Source organism: Vallitaleaceae bacterium 9-2 (assembly GCA_038396585.1).
In the GTDB taxonomy this organism is placed as follows: domain Bacteria; phylum Bacillota; class Clostridia; order Lachnospirales; family Vallitaleaceae; genus UBA1351.
Window position 1 is genome coordinate 2377188 of sequence record CP121691.1, and the last position, 18736, is coordinate 2395923.

General features: G+C 35.9%; 17 protein-coding genes. 3 read left to right on the forward strand and 14 right to left on the reverse strand.

What is annotated here, in order from left to right; genetic code table 11:
• Positions 1-14: 14 nt before the first annotated feature.
• Complete coding sequence (locus QBE53_11215; protein ID WZL80374.1) at positions 15-1439, reverse strand: extracellular solute-binding protein; 1425 nt, start codon at positions 1437-1439, stop codon at positions 15-17.
• A gap of 266 nt (positions 1440-1705) precedes the next feature.
• Here QBE53_11215 and QBE53_11220 point away from each other — a divergent pair, with 266 nt between their 5' ends.
• The gene (locus QBE53_11220) at positions 1706-2692 is read left to right on the forward strand and encodes a LacI family DNA-binding transcriptional regulator (GenBank protein ID WZL80375.1); all 987 of its coding nucleotides are present in this window, start codon (positions 1706-1708) and stop codon (positions 2690-2692) included.
• A 67-nt stretch (positions 2693-2759) separates the two neighbouring features.
• Here QBE53_11220 and truA (QBE53_11225) read toward each other — a convergent pair whose 3' ends face one another.
• The 6 genes from truA (QBE53_11225) to QBE53_11250 all read right to left on the reverse strand — a co-directional run bounded on the left by truA (QBE53_11225) (position 2760) and on the right by QBE53_11250 (position 6457).
• Positions 2760-3500, reverse strand: a complete 741-nt coding sequence (gene truA / locus QBE53_11225) for a tRNA pseudouridine(38-40) synthase TruA (protein ID WZL80376.1) — start codon at positions 3498-3500, stop codon at positions 2760-2762.
• A 9-nt stretch (positions 3501-3509) separates the two neighbouring features.
• Positions 3510-3959: a hypothetical protein gene (locus tag QBE53_11230; protein ID WZL80377.1), complete on the reverse strand. Its 450-nt coding sequence runs from the start codon at positions 3957-3959 to the stop codon at positions 3510-3512.
• Positions 3960-4097: 138 nt separating this feature from the next.
• Entirely contained in the window at positions 4098-4370 is a 273-nt protein-coding gene (locus QBE53_11235; protein WZL80378.1) for an HPr family phosphocarrier protein, read from the reverse strand.
• A gap of 27 nt (positions 4371-4397) precedes the next feature.
• Complete coding sequence (locus QBE53_11240; protein ID WZL80379.1) at positions 4398-5669, reverse strand: PTS ascorbate transporter subunit IIC; 1272 nt, start codon at positions 5667-5669, stop codon at positions 4398-4400.
• A gap of 28 nt (positions 5670-5697) precedes the next feature.
• Entirely contained in the window at positions 5698-5979 is a 282-nt protein-coding gene (locus tag QBE53_11245; protein ID WZL80380.1) for a PTS sugar transporter subunit IIB, read from the reverse strand.
• A gap of 28 nt (positions 5980-6007) precedes the next feature.
• A complete protein-coding gene (locus QBE53_11250; GenBank protein ID WZL80381.1) occupies positions 6008-6457 on the reverse strand; it encodes a PTS sugar transporter subunit IIA in 450 nt (149 codons plus the stop codon).
• A 206-nt stretch (positions 6458-6663) separates the two neighbouring features.
• Between QBE53_11250 and QBE53_11255 the strand changes: the two genes are divergently transcribed.
• Both QBE53_11255 and QBE53_11260 read left to right on the forward strand, forming a co-directional pair.
• A complete protein-coding gene (locus tag QBE53_11255) occupies positions 6664-8757 on the forward strand; it encodes a BglG family transcription antiterminator (GenBank protein ID WZL80382.1) in 2094 nt (697 codons plus the stop codon).
• A gap of 88 nt (positions 8758-8845) precedes the next feature.
• On the forward strand, positions 8846-9367 hold the full coding sequence (locus QBE53_11260; protein ID WZL80383.1) for a hypothetical protein: 522 nt from the start codon (positions 8846-8848) through the stop codon (positions 9365-9367).
• Here the strand turns inward: QBE53_11260 and QBE53_11265 are convergent.
• From QBE53_11265 to truA (QBE53_11295), 7 genes are all read right to left on the reverse strand, one after another.
• Positions 9364-11358 (reverse strand): HAMP domain-containing sensor histidine kinase, encoded by a 1995-nt coding sequence (locus QBE53_11265; protein WZL80384.1) that lies wholly within the window; start codon positions 11356-11358, stop codon positions 9364-9366. The two genes, QBE53_11260 and QBE53_11265, sit on opposite strands and share 4 nt — an antisense overlap.
• A complete protein-coding gene (locus tag QBE53_11270; GenBank protein WZL83300.1) occupies positions 11327-12019 on the reverse strand; it encodes a response regulator transcription factor in 693 nt (230 codons plus the stop codon). The genes QBE53_11265 and QBE53_11270 overlap by 32 nt, the downstream gene beginning before the upstream one ends.
• Positions 12020-12249: 230 nt before the next feature.
• The gene (locus QBE53_11275; GenBank protein WZL80385.1) at positions 12250-13083 is read right to left on the reverse strand and encodes a carbohydrate ABC transporter permease; all 834 of its coding nucleotides are present in this window, start codon (positions 13081-13083) and stop codon (positions 12250-12252) included.
• Complete coding sequence (locus QBE53_11280; protein WZL80386.1) at positions 13076-13978, reverse strand: sugar ABC transporter permease; 903 nt, start codon at positions 13976-13978, stop codon at positions 13076-13078. Before QBE53_11280 ends, QBE53_11275 begins: the two co-directional genes overlap by 8 nt.
• Before the next feature lie 58 nt (positions 13979-14036).
• On the reverse strand, positions 14037-15344 hold the full coding sequence (locus QBE53_11285; protein WZL83301.1) for an ABC transporter substrate-binding protein: 1308 nt from the start codon (positions 15342-15344) through the stop codon (positions 14037-14039).
• Between the two features lie 275 nt (positions 15345-15619).
• Positions 15620-17884 carry a helix-turn-helix domain-containing protein gene (locus tag QBE53_11290; GenBank protein WZL80387.1) on the reverse strand — a complete coding sequence of 755 codons (2265 nt, stop codon included), beginning with the start codon at positions 17882-17884 and terminating at the stop codon, positions 15620-15622.
• A gap of 19 nt (positions 17885-17903) precedes the next feature.
• Positions 17904-18656, reverse strand: a complete 753-nt coding sequence (truA, locus tag QBE53_11295) for a tRNA pseudouridine(38-40) synthase TruA (GenBank protein WZL80388.1) — start codon at positions 18654-18656, stop codon at positions 17904-17906.
• Positions 18657-18736 lie beyond the last annotated feature (80 nt).

The following is an 18736-nucleotide window of genomic DNA, read 5'->3' on the forward strand; positions in this document are numbered from 1 at the left end:
ATTTTATTTATAGTTTATTTTCTATATTTTTCAAATTCAAAATCAATTTTTTTCATTGCATCATCGACATATTGTTCGATGGTCTCTGTATCGTTGATTTGGTTTTGAGCGATGCGCATAATAATATCTCGGGCAAAGGTCTCTGAAAGATATGGATAGCCTACACTTATCGGACGCGCTTTATTGGTATTTTCCACTTGATATTTTAATACATGCCACGCTTCGTTATGATATGGATTGTCTGTGTTCGTATCAATAACAGATACAGCATCGGTACGCCCTGGGATGGCGCCAATTGCATGATAATATTCCTTCGCCGCTTCATCATTAGTTAACCATGCCAAGACCTCTCCTACTTGCTCTGCTTTTTCGCTGCCAGCTTCTACCGTATCAGATGCAACAAAAGCCCAACTTCCTGATGGTGTATAGTTCCCTTCAAATTCTGCATCTATTTTTGGATAGCGCACGGAACGGAATTTTGTATTTGGATAGTTGCTGGTTAAATCATTAATAAACCAAAATCCACCAATCGCCATCGCTGCTTTTCCTGTATGAAAGCTTTTTTCAGGTTCTATGGCAAGAGCCAGTTCATCGGCGAAAAAGTCACCGAATACTTTTAAGGATTCTATTGTCTCTGGACTATTCATATAACCATCGAGTGTCAAACCGTCCTCTGCAACAACATTTGCTCCATTAGACCAAAGCATTGGCAACAAGAAATACATAGCAATCTCATACGCACCTTTTGGAATATCACTGGTTAAAAAGTCTACTGTCAATTCAAGCTTACTGATATGCTCATTATCTTCAAGACTAGGATCATCGCGAAGCGCATCTATTGCTTGTGCGACTTGATAGAATTCAGCCCATGTCCAGTCTTCATCTGGTCCAGGAATCAAAGCCTTCACCTCGTCATCCAGTTCATTAATGACGTCTTCGTTATACATAACGACAACACCGGAGTCTTGATAACCTAGCGCATATAACTTTCCATCAACTGTTCCTTGACCTAACATAGCATCTGTAAATCCATTAATAAACTCTTCGTCTAAGATATCATCTAAACTGCGAACAACACCTGCTTCGACATAGGACGCTACATCTGGGCCATCTAATGTAAAGATGTCTGGCATTTGATACGACGTAATAGCTGCATTAAGTTTATCAATATACCCTGAACCTGAACCTGCGCGAGTGAAGTTTTGTATCTCCACTTGCATCGCATCTGGATTCGCCGCATTATAGGCCTCAATTCGGTCGGCAAACATTTTACCTTCTGGATGGTCTGGTGCTGCCTGTGTCCAAATCACAATAGTTTCTTTGTCTTTGTTGTCATTGGACCCTTTTTCCCCTGTGTTCTCTTGTGTACCACTATTCCCGCAAGCTGTTGTCGATAAAATCAAAGCAAAAACTAAAAGCAACGATACAATTTTTTTCATAACTTGACTCCTTTTCATTTTGAATTATAGCTTCTTGTGAATACGTATTCTCAATTGCATTATATTCTTCCTTTAGTCATTTGTCAATATAAAAACGAAAATATTTCCTGTATTTTTGTATGTTATGGCATATTTATTGGGCAAATATACAATAACACTTCCTTTTTTTTATGTTTTGTAGTATGCTTTAAATGTAAAAGACACCTAATTAAGAATTCGTATTCTTATGCGTCGGTGTTTATAATCAAATTGAGGGAGATGATCTGATGAAAATGACAATGAAAGATATAGCCCGCTTGGCAAATGTATCTCAACCTACCGTATCCCGGGTGATAAATGGCAATCCTAATGTAGATAAAACGTTAGCTAAACGTGTTATGAAAGTGATTGAAGAATCTAATTTTACTGTAAACAAGGCTGCACAAACCCTAAAAAGCAGCCAATCATTCCTCGTCGGCGTGTGTGTGACCGATCTTGCAAACCCCTACTTTATGGAAGTGATTCAGGCTATGGAGCAAGAAGCTAGGGAAGATGGCTATAATATCATTATTCACAACAGTATGCATAACCCCATCAAAGAGTGGGAAAACGTGCAAAATTTTTTATCCAGGCAAGTGGATGGTATATTGCTCGTCCCTTTTGGTGATTATAATATAGAAAAACTTAAAAAGCTCAATGTCCCCATCGTTATTACCACACAAATCAAAGACGCATTTGACAGTGTATCCGTATGTCATCGTGAAGGCGTTAAACTCGTTGCCGATCACCTTGTTTCACAAGGTCATCAAAAAATGGGCTATGTAGGCCCCCTTCATGATGAAAAACTCCGTTTTTTCAAAGAAGCACTCTACAACAACGGTATTCCATTTGATGACAAACGAATTATACCTTTAACTGCAGGTCAAGAGTCTGCTTTTGATATTCATCAAAATATTGAACATTATCTGAATACACATAAGCATTTGGATATGTCTGCTGTATTTTGTTACAACGATGTCACGGCGCTTGAATTTATTCGACTTATCAATAAAAAAGGGATACATGTTCCTAATGACATCGCTGTGATTGGCTTTGATGATTCGCTTATCTCAAAAATTTTTGAAATATCAAGTATTCATCAGCCCATTGAAGAAATGACAAAGACGGCTTTTAAGCTTCTCCTTGCACGTATAAAAGACCCGTCCATTGAACAAACATCTATCGAGTTGCCTCCAAAGCTTATTGTTCGAAAAAGTTCCATACAAAAACTCTAGAAAAAAACAAGAAAAAAAAGAGACCGAAATCTTCGTGTCTCTTTTTCGCCTTTCACGATATGTTTTTTTAGTAAAACACTTCCTCTAAGGCTAATCCACTCGGTTCTACTAAAAATCCTGCTTCTGCACGTTCTTTATTTTCAAAAACTTGCACTATAGATGAAAGTTCGCGGGTATCTCTACCAACTTCAATAAGGGTTCCCATCAATATACGAATCATGTGATATAAAAAACCATCCCCAGTAAATATAAATTTTGTATAGTCTTCCTCGTCAATAATTTTAATGGATTCAATTGTTCGTACAGTCGATTTTTTCGTTTTGTCCGAAGAAAATCCGGCAAAGTCATGTGTTCCTTGTATTAGCTCAATTGCCTGACGTACTTTTTCCATATTTAACCGCTCATGAAGTGCTGTCATATATTGGCGCCCAAAAATAGGCTTCACACCTTTATACGCTTTGTAAAATGTATACGAATATGTTTTTTTTACCGCATTAAATCGGCTATGAAACTGCTCAAAAACTTCTTCCATATATACAATTGCAATATCTTCCGGTAAAAAAACATTAAGTTCTTGCCTACATTTTTGCAAATTTATCTTCTTGTCTTGAAGATGAAAGTTAGCAACCATTCCTTTTGCATGAACACCTTTGTCCGTTCTTCCGGCACCAATTACTTGTACTTTTTCTTCAAAGTATTTGCTTAAAGTTTCATCTAACTTATGCTGAATTGTTTTTGATGCATTTTTGTTCCGTTGCCAGCCGCTGTATCTTGTTCCATCATAGGCTATACGCATTTTTATATTCATAATAGCTCCTTACCCTCGGTGGGGTTCTTTTGCATACAAAATTGATAAGAATATTATAAGCACAACATTAATCACGAAGGAGATTCCTGAACTTATATAGCTTACATACATCAGAACTTCGCCTAAAGTTAGCGCCCCAAATATCGCCGGAATACCTGAATTAATAATTCTTTGTGTAAAGAACATTATTCCAAAGTCAAGTCCAATTTGAAGGATAACTAAGATTAAACTAATAACGCTTAAGATTTCGCGTCCCTTGGTCAGTGCCATTATAATTCCTATAACGATTCCAAGTGTTAATATCCAATAGACAATTTGACTAAATTGCATGACCGGTACAATGTTATCATAAGCGATAACTCGAATAAGTAACTGCATTCCAAAATACTTTATAACAGAATAAATTACTCGAACAATGATTAGTATTAATACCATCCTATATGCTTTTTTTCTAGACATCTTTCTCTCCTTACATATCATAACTCTTGTGTCGCTTGTTTAACCTCTTCATTATCTATGATAACTCATGCTTCGTCAAGGAAGCTTTGAATAATAACACAATAAAGCAAGGAGTTTTATAAGACTCCTTGCTTTATCCTACGCTTCATCAAAATCACATGCTATTAATCTACTTAAGGCATCAATCGCCTCAGATTCATCGTCTCCATCTGCTTCGACCTCTATCTTCATCCCTGAACGAACGCTAAGCATAAGGACCGAGACAACATTTTTTGCATCCACCCTCAGCGTACTATCCATACGTTTTACCGTAACTTTCGCACCGAATTTTGCCGCCTCATGGCTAAATAGTGCTGCTGGACGAGCATGTAATCCATGCTTGTTTTTTATGATAAATTCTTTTGCAATCATACATCATCGCCTTTATCTATCACTAACCTACATAAATAGTTTAACAATATTACCTATAATGATACCGATAATCCCAAAATCAGAGTCTCCAAAGGTTGTATTCGCATATCCCAATGCGCCAAGAACAGGTAAGAGCAATATCGGTAGGATGGTAATAATAAGCCCATTAACAAATGCTCCTATGACTGCACCGCGTCTACCACCGGTAGAGTTTCCAAAAACACCTGCTGTTGCTCCGGTAAAAAAGTGAGGAATAACCCCTGGAATAATTACTGTGGCACCCACGAGTGACAAAAGAAACATTCCTACAATTCCTGCTGCAAAACTAGCAATAAATCCAACAATAACTGCTACAGGAGCAAATGGGAAAACCACTGGACAATCTAGCGCTGGTTTAGCATTGGGTACAATTTTATCTGCAATTCCTTTAAACGCAGGCACGATTTCACTAATAATCATACGAACACCTGCAAGAACAATATAAACACCTGCTGCAAAAACCAAACTTTGCATAATTGCAAACATAATAAAATTCTGTCCGCCACTGACTTGACTTTCTACAAATTCAGAACCAGCAAATAATACGGTTATCAAAAATAATATAAGCATTGTTAATCCAGTAGCAATCGTAGTATCTCTTAAGAACATCAATCCTTTAGGGAATTTCATGTTTTCTGTTGAATGTTCTTTGTTACCGACAAGTTTTCCTGTAAGGGCTGCTGCAACATAACCTGTGGTACCAAAGTGTCCAAGCGCAACATCATCAGATCCTGTAATCTCTTTCATAAAAGGTTGTGCCATTGCAGGGAAGATTACCATAACTATTCCCAATACCACCGAACCGATAATGACAAGAGGTACACCTTTTACACCTCCACCAACTAGAATTGCTGATAGCATTGCCGCCATAAACATTGTATGGTGCCCTGTCAAGAAAATATACTTAAACGGGGTAAATCTGGCAAGCAAGATATTCATTAACATACCAAAAACCATAATCATTGCGGTCTCCGCACCAACAACTTCTTGAGCTAATGAAACAATCGCCTCATTGTTTGGAATAACTCCTGTAATACTAAAAGCTTCCGTAAAAATCACACTAAAATGATTTAGCGCTCCAACTAAGGTTCCGGCACCTGCACCCAGAATCAAAAAGCCAATTGTTGCTTTAATGGATCCAGACACAACGTCTGCAGCTGATTTTTTCTGAGCCAACAATCCAACTAGTGCAAATAGTCCAATAAGAACTGCTGGTTGACTAAGTACCTCTGTCATTAAAAATTGTAATACGTTCATCATCTTCCTCCTTAAATATATATATTATTTTTTACCCTTCAAAGTTAGCTAATGCTTCTACAATTTTTTTCTTCATATCCTCCATATCCAAAATATTATTAAGTTCAACCAATTCTTTTGCATATCCGTTTAGTTGCCCCGTAATGTCTTTTGTCCCTACAATAATATCTGCCTTGTAACCTTTTGCCGAAGTCAAGTCGCAATGTTCCACTTCAACTTCTGCCCCAATCTCTTTAAGAACTTTTTTAATATTCATTTCCATTAAAAAGCTACTACCTAATCCATTACCACACACCACAAGAATTTTTAACATATTGTTTTCCTCCTTTAATCTATCCCTTTTATGAATGCTTGTTAATTATATCCACAATTTCATCAACATCATTTGTTGTAAATAAAACACTTAGGTCTTCTTTATTGGTCATAACACTCATCAATTGTTGAAGTGCGTTAAGATGACTTTGGCTATCTGTCGTTGCTAATGTAAAAACTAGAGAAACAGGGTCATTGTCTTCATGACCAAAAGCAACCGGTTCTTTAAGGCGAATCAAGCTCATCGATGTGTGGTTCACTCCATTTTCAGGTCTTGCATGAGAAAGTGCAATTCCAGGTGCAATGACAATATATGGACCCAGTTCATTTTTTGTTCTTTTGACTGCTTCAATATAGGATTGTTCAATCAGATTTTCTTGAAGTAAAATATCGCCACCAAGGTCAATTGCCTTTTCCCAATCTTTTGCTTCGACATTGACCTGTATATGACTTTTTGTAAGCATTTCATTTAATAACATATCTAACCACCTTTAATTTTTCAAATCTTCAGCAACTGTTCTATATCTATTGTATCCTACCTTTATTTTTTGTGCTATCTTTAAACGATGCAATGTTTTTCCAAATCAATTCTGCACTTTTGTACAATTGGAATATTATTTCCTTGAATAAATATGTGAGTTATGTTTAAATATAGAGAGTTATCATAAAGAATGGAGGACTTGATATGTCATTAAGCAAACGTTGCAAAAGTATACTGATACAATTTGTCACCTCTGCTGATCCCAAATCAATTGAAACCCTAACTTCACATTACAAAGTCTCTGAACGAACAATTCGCTATGATATCAAGGATATAGAATATTGGTTAAAACAGCATCAATTGGGTTCCATAAGCACTGTATATGGGAAGGGTTTTTTGCTTTCTAGTTCCAAATCACAGAAAAAAATATTACTCGACCAGCTTCAAGAATATAAACCAATGGAAAACTATTATTCCAGCGAAGAACGCCAAAAAATACTACTTCTTGAATTGCTTAATTCTGAAGAACCGATAAAATCTGAATATCTACAAAACAAAGTCAAAGTTAGCCGTGGAACTATCTTAAAGGAATTAAAATTTGTCGAACAGTGGCTTGATAAATATAAACTCACTTTAATCAAAAAGCCAAATTATGGAATTAAAATCGAGGGAAATGAGTCATCAAAAAGAAATGCATTAATCGGACTTGCTAGAGATTATATGTCCACCGAACAAATACTTGGTGTCATCAAGTCTATAGAATCTAACACGAAACGACCGAATCCCTCCTATAACTATTTGTATCGCGATATGCTAATGTCCACAGTCGATTTAGAACTCCTCGAAAAATCTCTATACCAATTACAAGATTTACTCGGTGTTCAATTAGGTGACAACTCATTTGCAAGCCTTTTTACTCATCTTGCTATCGCTATACAGCGCATACAAATGGGAAAAAACATCTTCTTTCCACCAGAAGATTTAATTCTTTTAGAAAAAACAGATGCGTTTAAAACCTGTGAAGTTTTTGCCCAAATATTAAACGATACTTTTAATGTCACTATCCCAAAGCCTGAAATAGGCTATATTACACTGCATATCCTCGCAGCCCAGCTCCATAAAAAAAGTATCGCAGATATTAAAAATGCCTCACCTTCACTTACGCGTGCCAATCTTCTTATAAATGCCACGAATTTATTACTTAATGATGAACAGATTAATTTTATGGAAATGGCTGTGGATATCACGAATTCTATTAAGACTCAACTAGGCATCGAATTTGAAAATGAAGATCAGATGCTTCTTGACTTGTGTATTCATCTTAAGCCCGCCATACATCGGTGTAAGTACAAAATGTTTTTAACCAATCCATTGTTAGATGATATTAAAAAAAATTACTATCGTCTATTTCTTATTGTTAAAGAAGCCTTGTTGCTTTTACACTTTAAATACCCTATTGAAATGGATGATCACGAGATTTCTTATATTACTTTACATTTTGCCGCTGAGATTGAAAAAGGAAAGGTCCTTTTTTCAAAAAAACTCAATGTGTTATTGGTCTGTGCCAGCGGATTAGGTACTGCCAAAATGCTTCATAATCGAATTCTCACCAATTTTAGCGATTTAAATATTATTGATTCTATCTCCTACCTTGACTATTTTAAGCAATCCTCTTTGTCGGTGGATTTGGTTATAAGTACCATTCCCCTTAAACAGTCCCAACACCCATGTATTGTCGTCAATCCTTTATTAAAAAAAGAGGATATTGAGCGTATTGAAACCTTTATCTTTGAGCATCATGCACCTACAACCCATTCACCGGTTAAGGATACCTCTTTATCTATAGCCTCTAAAGCCGAGACTAGTCTAGCACAGCTATTGACGCCGGAACATATTCGTCTTGATGTTAGTGCCTCTTCTTGGCAAGAAGCCTTACATTTAGGTGCTGATATTTTACTCGAAAACGATTACATTACACCGGAGTATACAAAACAGATCATCGAAAACATTCATAAGCTTGGTCCATATATCGTCATTGCACCGGGAATAGCTTTTTCACATGCATCCTATAAAGTCGGGGTCAAAAAGCTGGGTATGAGTCTAATTCGCTTACAAGAAGCCGTTGAATTTGGTCACGAGAAAAACGACCCTGTAAAACTGATTTTTACACTTGCCCCTTCCGATAAAACAAGTCACTATGATGCACTGACAACATTGATGAATATACTCTTAGACCCTCGTGAACTTAATATTCTCTTCAATTCAAAAAACATGGATGAAATCCTTAAAATACTGTGATGCTATTTTAAGGCTTTTGCCTTATTCCTTTTCCCTTTTACAAGGCTTATAATTAAAAGGAAGACAACGTTTTTTTAGGAGGGATCTTATGGAGATTACAACGACACTTCCCACCATTGACCTTACAGATAATGAAACCGGTTGTTGTCCACGCTTTCACCCTGAACTATGGGATGAAAAGATTTTCACCTTTAGCGACATACAATTTGCACGAACCACTTCCAAGAATATACTTCATATCCCCATAAACCTAGGCAAGGTCATGGCTCAATCTATGGAGCGCATTGACGGTGTCGGAGCAATGAAAAAAGAACAGTACTTGATACTTTCTAGAGATTTAAGCCCATGGAAAAGCGAGCATTTATTTGCTGTCACAAAAAAAGTTCCTGGCATGAAAATGGTTTCACTCACCGGAACTTTTTATGCTAAAGTCTATGATGGTCCTTATAAAGACATGCCAAAACTCATGAAAGATTTTCAGTTACATGCTAAAAGCAAGGGGATGGCAATCTCAAAAAACATTTATGTTTTTTATACAACATGTCCAAAATGTGCCAAATACTATAAACATAACTATATGGTTCTTTTTAGCAAAAACAAGCCTTACTAAGTTGTAAGGCTTGTTTTAAATAAATCTCCGTCAATTTCAATTTCTAATTTTAATCCTAGTGCTTTTGCCAAGCTTCCAGCAATTGAAAGGCCTAAGCCGCTTCCTTCTGTATTTCTTGAAGTATCTCCTCGTACAAATCTCTCCATCAACGAAGCTGAATCAATATTTAGAGGCTCTTTTGATATGTTCTTCATCTCAATAATAACGCGTTCTTGGTCATGACCTAAATTAATATAAACCCTTGAACCGTTCATACTATATTTATATATATTCGTCACCAGATTCTCAATGATACGATACATAATTTTACTATCGGTCTCAATAGTAATTGGTTCTTTATCTATTTGTGTAATCACTTCCAAGTTGGATGCATGAAACTCATCTTCATACTCAGCTAAAATCTGTTGCATCAATTGGCGCACATCAATAGTTTCTTTTGTGATTTCAATATTGCCACTGCTTGCTTTTGATGCCTCCACCACATGACTTATCAGATCCTTTAACCGTATTGACTTATCCTCTAACACTGCGATATATTTTTTTGCTTCTTCACTCGCCATCTCTTCTTTTTTTAATAAGTCCACATAATTGATAATAGATGTTAAAGGGTTTTTTAAATCATGAGTAACATTTGTAATCAATTCCGTCTTCATTCGTTCTCCTCGCATTGCTTCGTCCAAGGCAGACTTTAGCCCTGACTGCATGGCATTTAAGTCTGCACCAAAGTCACGAAAAGCTTCCGGCAGTTCTTCAATATTAAGTGGATATTCAAGGCTTCCTCTTGCTCTTGCTCGAGCAGCATCCATAAGACTTTGTAGTCCTCGCAAATACTTCACTAATACTTTTAGAACCAATAAGTTAAACAAAACAAATACAGCGAAAATTGAAAAGGGTCCCGAAGGAACAATAAGTACAAAAATCATATTAATCAAGCAAACACCAAAAAAAGCAATAATCAACCATGGCTTATAACTTTTAATCATGTTTTTAAACAGATTAACAATCTCCATACCTATGCGAATACATAATATGTTATATACAAACCGATGATTTCTAATATTACGTATAACCGATAGCAATATATGTATGGCCAGTAGTACCCAGATATTCATACTGATACATAGAAGAACCAACAGAACAGTATTTTCCTCCGGATTATATATTGAAGAGGTTATTCCCATAGGCACAAGGGATGTTAAGAGTAAAAACAAGATTTGAAACTCATAAAAGACCCGATCAAGCCAACAAAGCTTTATATTATTTCTATTTGGTCCTTTTCCCGTATGCATCCCCAGGTAAACAACCTCTCCTACGCCTAATACCAAGGAAGCAATCAATATGGAATAATAGATTTTTTCCATTTCTTTTGCCTGCTGATAATTTTTATAGGGTATCGTAAAAAACGGATCTTGAATATTCTCATCAAATCCAGTTAGCAGACGGTATGGTCCCGTCTTAAGCATTGAAAAAATCCCTTCACTGGTATATGAATATCCCCATTCAATATCTCTGCCAAAAGAGGTTGCTTCTAAGAGACTTTTTCCTGGAAAGGCAATCTGTTCTGGATTCCATTGAATTGCCGTCTCATAATTATTAAACATGCTCTCTTTTGCATTAGAAAAATTGCTCTTAGTTTCCATTGTTTGGGTATTAATCAATAAAAAGCGAAAACTTTTTGCCTTATCTAGATTACGGTTGATTTGTCGTAACCGACTAAGTTTTTCTATTTTTTCCTTTTCATCTTCAACTGTTTTTTCTATGTGCGCTTCATCAATTAATTCCAATTCTTTTTCTAATATATTATGCACTAATCGTGTATAATTGCTTTCAAACTCCCATGTGTCATAATAGCTTTCTTGTGTCAAATATTCCCACGCCGTACCGATTTGATATCCTGACCATAAGAATCCCGTACCGGCAAGAAGGATTATTATGTGTGCAATAAATTTAAATTGCCATTTACTCATTGTATTTTTCGATTTTGTAGCCAATGCCCCACACCACCTTTAAGTATTTTGGATTTTTAGGGTCAATCTCTATTTTTTCCCGCATACGTCGAATATGTACTGCTACAGTGTTTTCTGCACCATAGGCTTCTTCTTCCCACACATATTCATAAATCTCTTGGATTGAATAGACCTTGCCCATATGTTGCATAAGTAAAGTTAGTATTTTAAGCTCTGTGGGTGTTAATGCAATATTCTCTCCATCGATACTCGTCTCTTTAGTATCTAGATTCAAGACTAAGCCTCCCGTTACACAAAGATGCTTTTTTTTCTCTAGACTTCCAAGCATCGTATATCTTCGGAGTTGAGATTTCACTCTGGCAATAAGCTCCAATGGATTAAAAGGCTTTGTCAAATAATCGTCTGCACCAAAGTTTAGACCAATAATCTTATCCGTATCTTCGGACTTTGCAGAGACCAAAATAATTGGAATATTATAATCATTGCGGATTTTTAACGTTGATTGCAATCCATCTAGCTTTGGCATCATAATATCTAAAATGACTAAGTGCACCTTTTGGCGCTCCAACATTTCAAGCACCTGCAATCCGTCATACGCTTTAAATATATTATACCCTTCCTGCGATAAAAAAATACTAATCGCTTCAACGATATCAACGTCATCATCACATACAAGAATATTCATTTCATTTTCCTTCAACATGTTCACCACCTTTCACCATTCTCTATGCATTTTATGAACATCTCTTGGATTGTTCTTTCTGCTTCCATTATTATACACATTTTTCCCACATATACATAACTTTTATTACAAAAACTACTATAACAAACAAAAAGAAAGAACTTCTTATTGAAATTCTTTCTTTTTTCTTACAATGCACCAAGTGCGCTTGACACTATGGACTTTTGTATACATTACTCTTTAACCGCCCCAGCTGCTACACCCGATAAAATATATTTTTGGAAAAAAATGTATAATAGTATAGTCGGAATCATTACAACAATGATTCCCGCTGCCAGCACTTGCCATGATCCTTGTTGTGCATTGGCAAAATTCATTAAGTATGTTGTCAATGTTCTCAAACTATTTTTGGGCATATATAAGTATGGGATGTACATGTCATTAATGATTACAATTGACTTGATAATACACACTGTTGCTGTTGCCGGCGCCAGTAGTGGAAAAATAATTTGTCCAAAAAGCTTAAAATATGAACATCCATCAATAAGCGCCGCTTCATCTAATGCCACAGGAATCCTTGAAATAAACTGGCGATAAATATATAGTTGCATCAAATCCGACGCCACATAGATAACAATTGGCGCACCGATTGTATTATACAACCCTAATCCTTGTATAATTTTAAATCTTGCAATTTCTGTCACAAAAGTTGGAATCAACATGCCTAGAAAAAACAAACCTACAACAATTTTCTTTCCACGAAAAGTAAAGCGTTCAATAATATAAGCCGTTATTGTTCCAAATAAAACATTAAAGATGAGTGACATTATCAGAATAAATCCTGTATTCTTGAAACCAATATATAAGTACTTATCACCTAATACATGACGAAAGTTCTCCAGTGTAATACGCTGAAATTCAGGTAGCCACAATGGTGACGTATTGGCCATATCTCCTCGTGTTTTTAGCGCCGCAAAAAAAGTCAATAGTATAGGTGCAAGAACAATGAAAACCATAGCAATACACAATACTTGCTTAACTAGTTGTCCACATATTCGCTTAAACATTTTTCTCACCCCTATCTTTAAAAATCAATTTATGTATAATATTATTTTGAACCATATAAATAATTACAATCATCACCATAATTGCAATGGCCATGGTCGAAGCCAAACCAAAATTTGAAAACGAAAATGCCGTCTTTATTGTATACAACGTAAACGTCGACGATGCATATCCAGGCCCACCTGCAGTCATAACAAATGGAATATCAAACACTTGTAACGCCCCACGAATATTATCAAACAGAACGAAATCAACCATTAACATAATACTTGGAATTTGAATATATCTAAACAGATGCCACCCATTTGCTCCATCAACTTTTGCAGCTTCTTCTATATCCTTTGGAATCGATTGTAAGGCCGCTAAAAAGAGGATGACATGATAGCCGCTGAATCTCCAAACGGAAACCGATGCTAAGACATAGTTGACAATCTTAGGGTCTGAAAGCCAGCTTCGTATCCATGATTCAAGCTGGAGTAATTCAAGAATTGAATTAAAAGCACCATTGATAGGTGAATAAAAATATGAAAACGCATATGCAATAGCCACACCATTGATAATATATGGCATAAATACCATGGTCTTATAGAATTTTGCCCCTTTTAATTTGCTGTTTAATAATACAGCAAAGCCTAATTCCACAAAAATCATAATAAAATGTACCACAAAATAGACGGAGTTATTCTTCAGCGAAAGCCATAAGTCTTTGTTTTTAAACATGGAGATGTAATTTGCAAATCCTATAAACCGACTATCTGCAGAATATCCATCCCATTCGATAAAGCTCATTCTAAAAAGATCGACTGCCGGCAATACAACAAATCCGATAAGCAATAACATCGGCACAATTAGTGATGCTCCTATAAATATTTTTCTTTTTTTATTTAGTGACTGCATTCTTTACCTCCGATATAATAATGGGGATGTTTATGTCCACCCCCATTAATCCTACATTCTAGTCAACGTTCAGTTTTTTTCTAGCTTCTGTCCATCGTTGGTTTAAATCTTCAAATACTGTATCAACGTCAAATCCGTCAATAAGCATCTCCGCACCAAGTTTTTTATAGTCAAATGTTGTCTCATTTTGAATTGAAGAAAAATCATCGTTACCGCCATTGTACATAACCCATTGAATCTCTGAAGCCGTTTGGTCTGCTTGAGCTAAAACCGGATCTTTTTCTTTTGGAAAATTCTTCATTGATGAATCTGAGGACACATAATTAATATAGTCCGGATACCACTCATCTGAGTAGAACCACTCCACAAAAGCAACTGCTGCTTCTGGAATTTTTGAATGTGTTGTTACGCCCATAAACGAGTCTCCTTGTACAATCACGTTATAAGGATCATCAACACTATTGCGTGTTGGTAAATAAAACGTTCCAAGTTCCGAGATATCTTCTGCACCTGCAACAATATTTTGCAATCCCCAATCTCCTAATGCAATCATTGCTGCACCTTTTGTTGCAAAAATCGACGTTGCTTGATCATTACCTATACCCAGTGGATCTCTTCCTAGAACACCTGAGTTAAAAAATGTATAAATCTTTGTATAGGCTTCATAGATATCTTGTCCTTTTTCAAATGGACGATCTTGGGTTGCCATATGGTTCCAGTTTTCGCCATTGCCTGATTCTAATGCCGGCATAAATTCCATAAATGGATAGTTGGGCCATTCATCTTTAAGCCCCATCGCTAACGCCATAAAATCCGGGTTATCTTTTCCATAATATGCTTGCAACGATAAACTTGCCTGTTCAAGTTCTTCCCATGTTGTAGGAACTTCAACATTTGCTTCCTCAAACAAGTCCTTCCAATAGTATACATACTCATAACCTGATGTCATAGGAACGCCAAGGATTTTACCTTCAACGGCGTATCCTTCGGCAAGCAGATTGTTCTTTGCCGCTGTCGTATCACTAATATCTAATAGGAAATCTTTAAATCTTGATAGTGTAAACGGTTTGTTGAACATAATATCCGGAAGCTGATTTGCCGAAGCACGCATCTTCATCGCATTCCAATATTCTGAGTCATCTTTAATCTTTTCTACTTCAATGTCTACATCTGGATAATGTTTTTGAAATTTTCCTACCATATCATTTTCTTCAATGAATGTATTCAAATTATTATCCCATATTGCAAATGTTAATGTACCACTTAATTCACTTTCTTTCCCTGCGCCTGCGCCTGTGTCTGTTTCTTCTTTAACCATGTTCTCATCATTAGGTTCTTGCTTTGTACATCCCCCGACAAATAACATTAATACAATAAGTAATCCTGTGAAAATGATACTACTTTTTTGTTTCATTTTATTTCCTCCTTTTATTTAGTATTGTGCCCTCATCATAGCATCCTCTCCTGACATTTTTCCATCTCATAAAACTATTTTCCTTGATAATATGTTATATTAACCTGTAATCACATTTGATATATTGTTATTTTTCATGTTACAAAGTTATTATTCACATATATTTTTGCCCAATACACTAGAAAAAGAACAGTACAAATAGCTTGTACTGTTCTTTAATATATACCTTATTGTTTTCGATATTGCATCGGACTGATTCCCACATGCTTTTTAAATACGCGGCTAAAGTGCTCTGCATTTTGATAGCCTACCATCTCTGCGATTTCATATACTTTAAATGTTGTTGATTTTAATAGCTCTTTTGCTTTTTCAATTCGGAGTGAAGTAATATATGCTGTGATTGTTTCTCCGGCTTCTTTACTAAAGCGATGGGTAAAATACTTTTCATTAAGCCCCACTTCATTGGCTATATCCAATAAGTTTAAGTTCGGATTTTCGTAGTGTTCAACGATATATCGTTTTGCCCTTATAATCGGATTGTTCTCTGTCACATGTAATCGTGATGCAGAGTAGTCCATAATCCATGACAAAAAGTTTGTTACCCATAATTTTAGGCTACGCACATCCTGAATCCGCATGATTTTTTCACTATAGCTATACTCTTTTCCAAATATATCAACAAGCGAAGCATTGTCACGTTCAAAATATCTCCCTATGGCAATAATCATCGCACATATATCTTTCTGACTCTCTCGGAGTTTTTCAAACTGAAAAGTATTTAATAGTTCTTCACGTAAATGCAAAATATTTTTTTCATCTGCAATATAAAGTGCCTGAGCCAATTCATCATATGATGTAACCCTCTCCAGAATTTCATTCATAACTGTTTCTCTTTTTGACCAATCAATAATTGCTTGACTACCTTCCAAACGTCTGAACTCAATTCCCTTAGTTACTTGCTCAAAACACGCATTGAATTGTTCTGCTTGTGTAGCTAATTCACTAATACACACCGCTACATCCACACCATAATCTTTTCGAATATGCTGTTGTATCTCACTGATTAAAAACTGTAGCGAGCTTTCACTATTTTCTTGACGATGTAATTGATAGAATCCATAGAAGCTATTAATTGTATCTTTTGCAAGAATACAATGGGATGCAAAGCGAGGATTCGACAAAAAGCCTTGCACTATTTGATCATGCATTTTATTTTGATCTTGATGCGCTTTTGATAAATCAAGAAAAAAGCATATGACTTTATACGGTCCAATAAAAAAATCATTTGTACGGCTATGAATTTCTTGAGCTGTCATCCTTTTTTTCACAAGTAAGCTCAAATATTCTTCCGGACGCTTTTCTAGGCTACGAACACGTTTTTCATAATCCCCAATCAATGTTCTTTGTTGCCTCACCATTGCGTTAAACTGGGTTGTAACCATCTGAAGTTCTTGTTGACCGCCCGGTTTAATATATACATCCAAGTTGCCTTCTCGTATTTGATACAAACCACTATTTATCGCTTCAATCGGCTGAATAATCCGCTTCATAAAGACGCCAAAATATATTGCACCAAGGATAAGGATAACCCCTGCACTTGCAAGAACCCAAATAGCTTGCTTCCAAAACTCAGTGGTAAGCTCTCTTGTCTCTATCAAACTCTCAATATACCATGTTGTCCCACCAATATGTACGGGAGTTTTAACAACTGTATATCGATCCATCTGATTATTTGCCGTTTCCCAATACCGCGGATTCACATCAAACACTGTTACTCCAAAGGTATCAACGATTCGCGTTAATCCTAATTTATTGCCTTGTTTTAAAAAAGTTTCATTATATTTTTTTATACGTTCTGCCGCATCTGTTGATTGGAACAAGGTGACCATCTCAACGGTTTGAGAACGATCTGTTGACACATCCGGCGCCAATGCAAATATAAGGATAAGCATGTCCTGCATACCTCCAGAATATAAGTCATTGATCTGTTGATTTTGATAGGCACCTAACTCAACTGTATTTGGATTTTTCAAGGCTTCTTGATACCACAGTTGGCTACGAATTTCTTCTCCACTTCTATGAATATTCATTTTTACGTATACATCTTGTCCTTGTTTCATGTAAAAGCCAACCGAAACGACTTCTTTAACTGGTTCCAAAGCAATATTAACAACTTTTGCCAGTTGCTGTTCAAATTGATATCGCGCTGTGATATCTTCGTTATTTGTTTTAGCTGCATTTTTTAGTATTTCATTATCATTTGTATAGATTAAATGTGATAAGCGCATCGACATCATACTAATGTCTGTTTCCAAGTCTGTCACAATATTTTCTTGTGCTCGTTCAATATTTTCAATAGCTTGGCGACGAAATTGTACATTCATTACGGATAAAGCTACAAAAAGCACAATGAAGATAGGAATAACAATAAGTATTAAGAACATCGTATAATAACTTGTTTTTAATGTCACATTTTTTTGTTTCCACAACATTTTGTAGCCTCCATACACTTTATTCGAATTCTACATCGACAAGGGTTAATGCACTTGCCATTGCCTTATGTCCAGCATCCTTATTATTCATTGATTTAAATGCACGCTTTATTGTTTCTTCGTGGCGTTCTCCCAGTCCTATCTGAATCAACGTTCCAACTATAATTCTTTCCATATTTAGTAAAAATCCATCTGCGCTTATGGCAATGATGATTTCTTCTTCAGTCTCATATATATCTAGGGCTGTCACTGTTTTCACAGAACTCTTCACCTTTGCCTTGGTTGAAAAAGCCATAAACTCATGTTCGCCCAAAAAAAGTTTTGCCCCATGGCGCATAGCCTCAACATCAAGAACACCTTCTACCAGATTAACTCGCTGGCGTTCATAAAGCGGGCGTGTTGGAGCGTCCTTCTTCCATATGCGATATTCATAAGTAAGTTCTTTAACGTTATAGCGACTATGAAACCGATCATCAACTACTTCAACATCATAAGTAATAATATCATCCGGTAGATATTCTTCAAAATATTGTCGAATAGAAGAAGGATCTGCTTTTTGTTCTGGTACTTTAAAGTTAACCACTTGACATGTCGCATTGACCCCTGCATCTGTATTTACTGCACTGATGACCTCAATATCTTCTTCGTATTTCTTTTTTAATATTGCCTCTAACTTTCCCTGTATTGTTTTGTCTGCATTTGCCTTTGTTTTTCGATATCCTTTGTAGCGTCTTCCATCATATCCGATGGTCATCTTATAATTGATCATCATCTGCCTCCAATATTCTTAAAAATGATTTCATTAAATTACTATATCACTAAATAACAAAAATGTATATATATTTACTTAAG

Excerpts from the sequence above, each read along its gene's own strand:
- QBE53_11215 (WZL80374.1), bottom strand. The coding sequence starts at position 1,439 with ATGAAAAAAATTGTATCGTTGCTTTTAGTTTTTGCTTTGATTTTATCG.
- QBE53_11220 (WZL80375.1), top strand. The coding sequence starts at position 1,706 with ATGAAAATGACAATGAAAGATATAGCCCGCTTGGCAAATGTATCTCAA.
- truA (WZL80376.1), bottom strand. The coding sequence starts at position 3,500 with ATGAATATAAAAATGCGTATAGCCTATGATGGAACAAGATACAGCGGC.
- QBE53_11230 (WZL80377.1), bottom strand. The coding sequence starts at position 3,959 with ATGTCTAGAAAAAAAGCATATAGGATGGTATTAATACTAATCATTGTT.
- QBE53_11235 (WZL80378.1), bottom strand. The coding sequence starts at position 4,370 with ATGATTGCAAAAGAATTTATCATAAAAAACAAGCATGGATTACATGCT.
- QBE53_11240 (WZL80379.1), bottom strand. The coding sequence starts at position 5,669 with ATGATGAACGTATTACAATTTTTAATGACAGAGGTACTTAGTCAACCA.
- QBE53_11245 (WZL80380.1), bottom strand. The coding sequence starts at position 5,979 with ATGTTAAAAATTCTTGTGGTGTGTGGTAATGGATTAGGTAGTAGCTTT.
- QBE53_11250 (WZL80381.1), bottom strand. The coding sequence starts at position 6,457 with ATGTTATTAAATGAAATGCTTACAAAAAGTCATATACAGGTCAATGTC.
- QBE53_11255 (WZL80382.1), top strand. The coding sequence starts at position 6,664 with ATGTCATTAAGCAAACGTTGCAAAAGTATACTGATACAATTTGTCACC.
- QBE53_11260 (WZL80383.1), top strand. The coding sequence starts at position 8,846 with ATGGAGATTACAACGACACTTCCCACCATTGACCTTACAGATAATGAA.
- QBE53_11270 (WZL83300.1), bottom strand. The coding sequence starts at position 12,019 with ATGAATATTCTTGTATGTGATGATGACGTTGATATCGTTGAAGCGATT.
- QBE53_11275 (WZL80385.1), bottom strand. The coding sequence starts at position 13,083 with ATGTTTAAGCGAATATGTGGACAACTAGTTAAGCAAGTATTGTGTATT.
- QBE53_11280 (WZL80386.1), bottom strand. The coding sequence starts at position 13,978 with ATGCAGTCACTAAATAAAAAAAGAAAAATATTTATAGGAGCATCACTA.
- QBE53_11285 (WZL83301.1), bottom strand. The coding sequence starts at position 15,344 with ATGTTATTTGTCGGGGGATGTACAAAGCAAGAACCTAATGATGAGAAC.
- QBE53_11290 (WZL80387.1), bottom strand. The coding sequence starts at position 17,884 with ATGTTGTGGAAACAAAAAAATGTGACATTAAAAACAAGTTATTATACG.
- truA (WZL80388.1), bottom strand. The coding sequence starts at position 18,656 with ATGATGATCAATTATAAGATGACCATCGGATATGATGGAAGACGCTAC.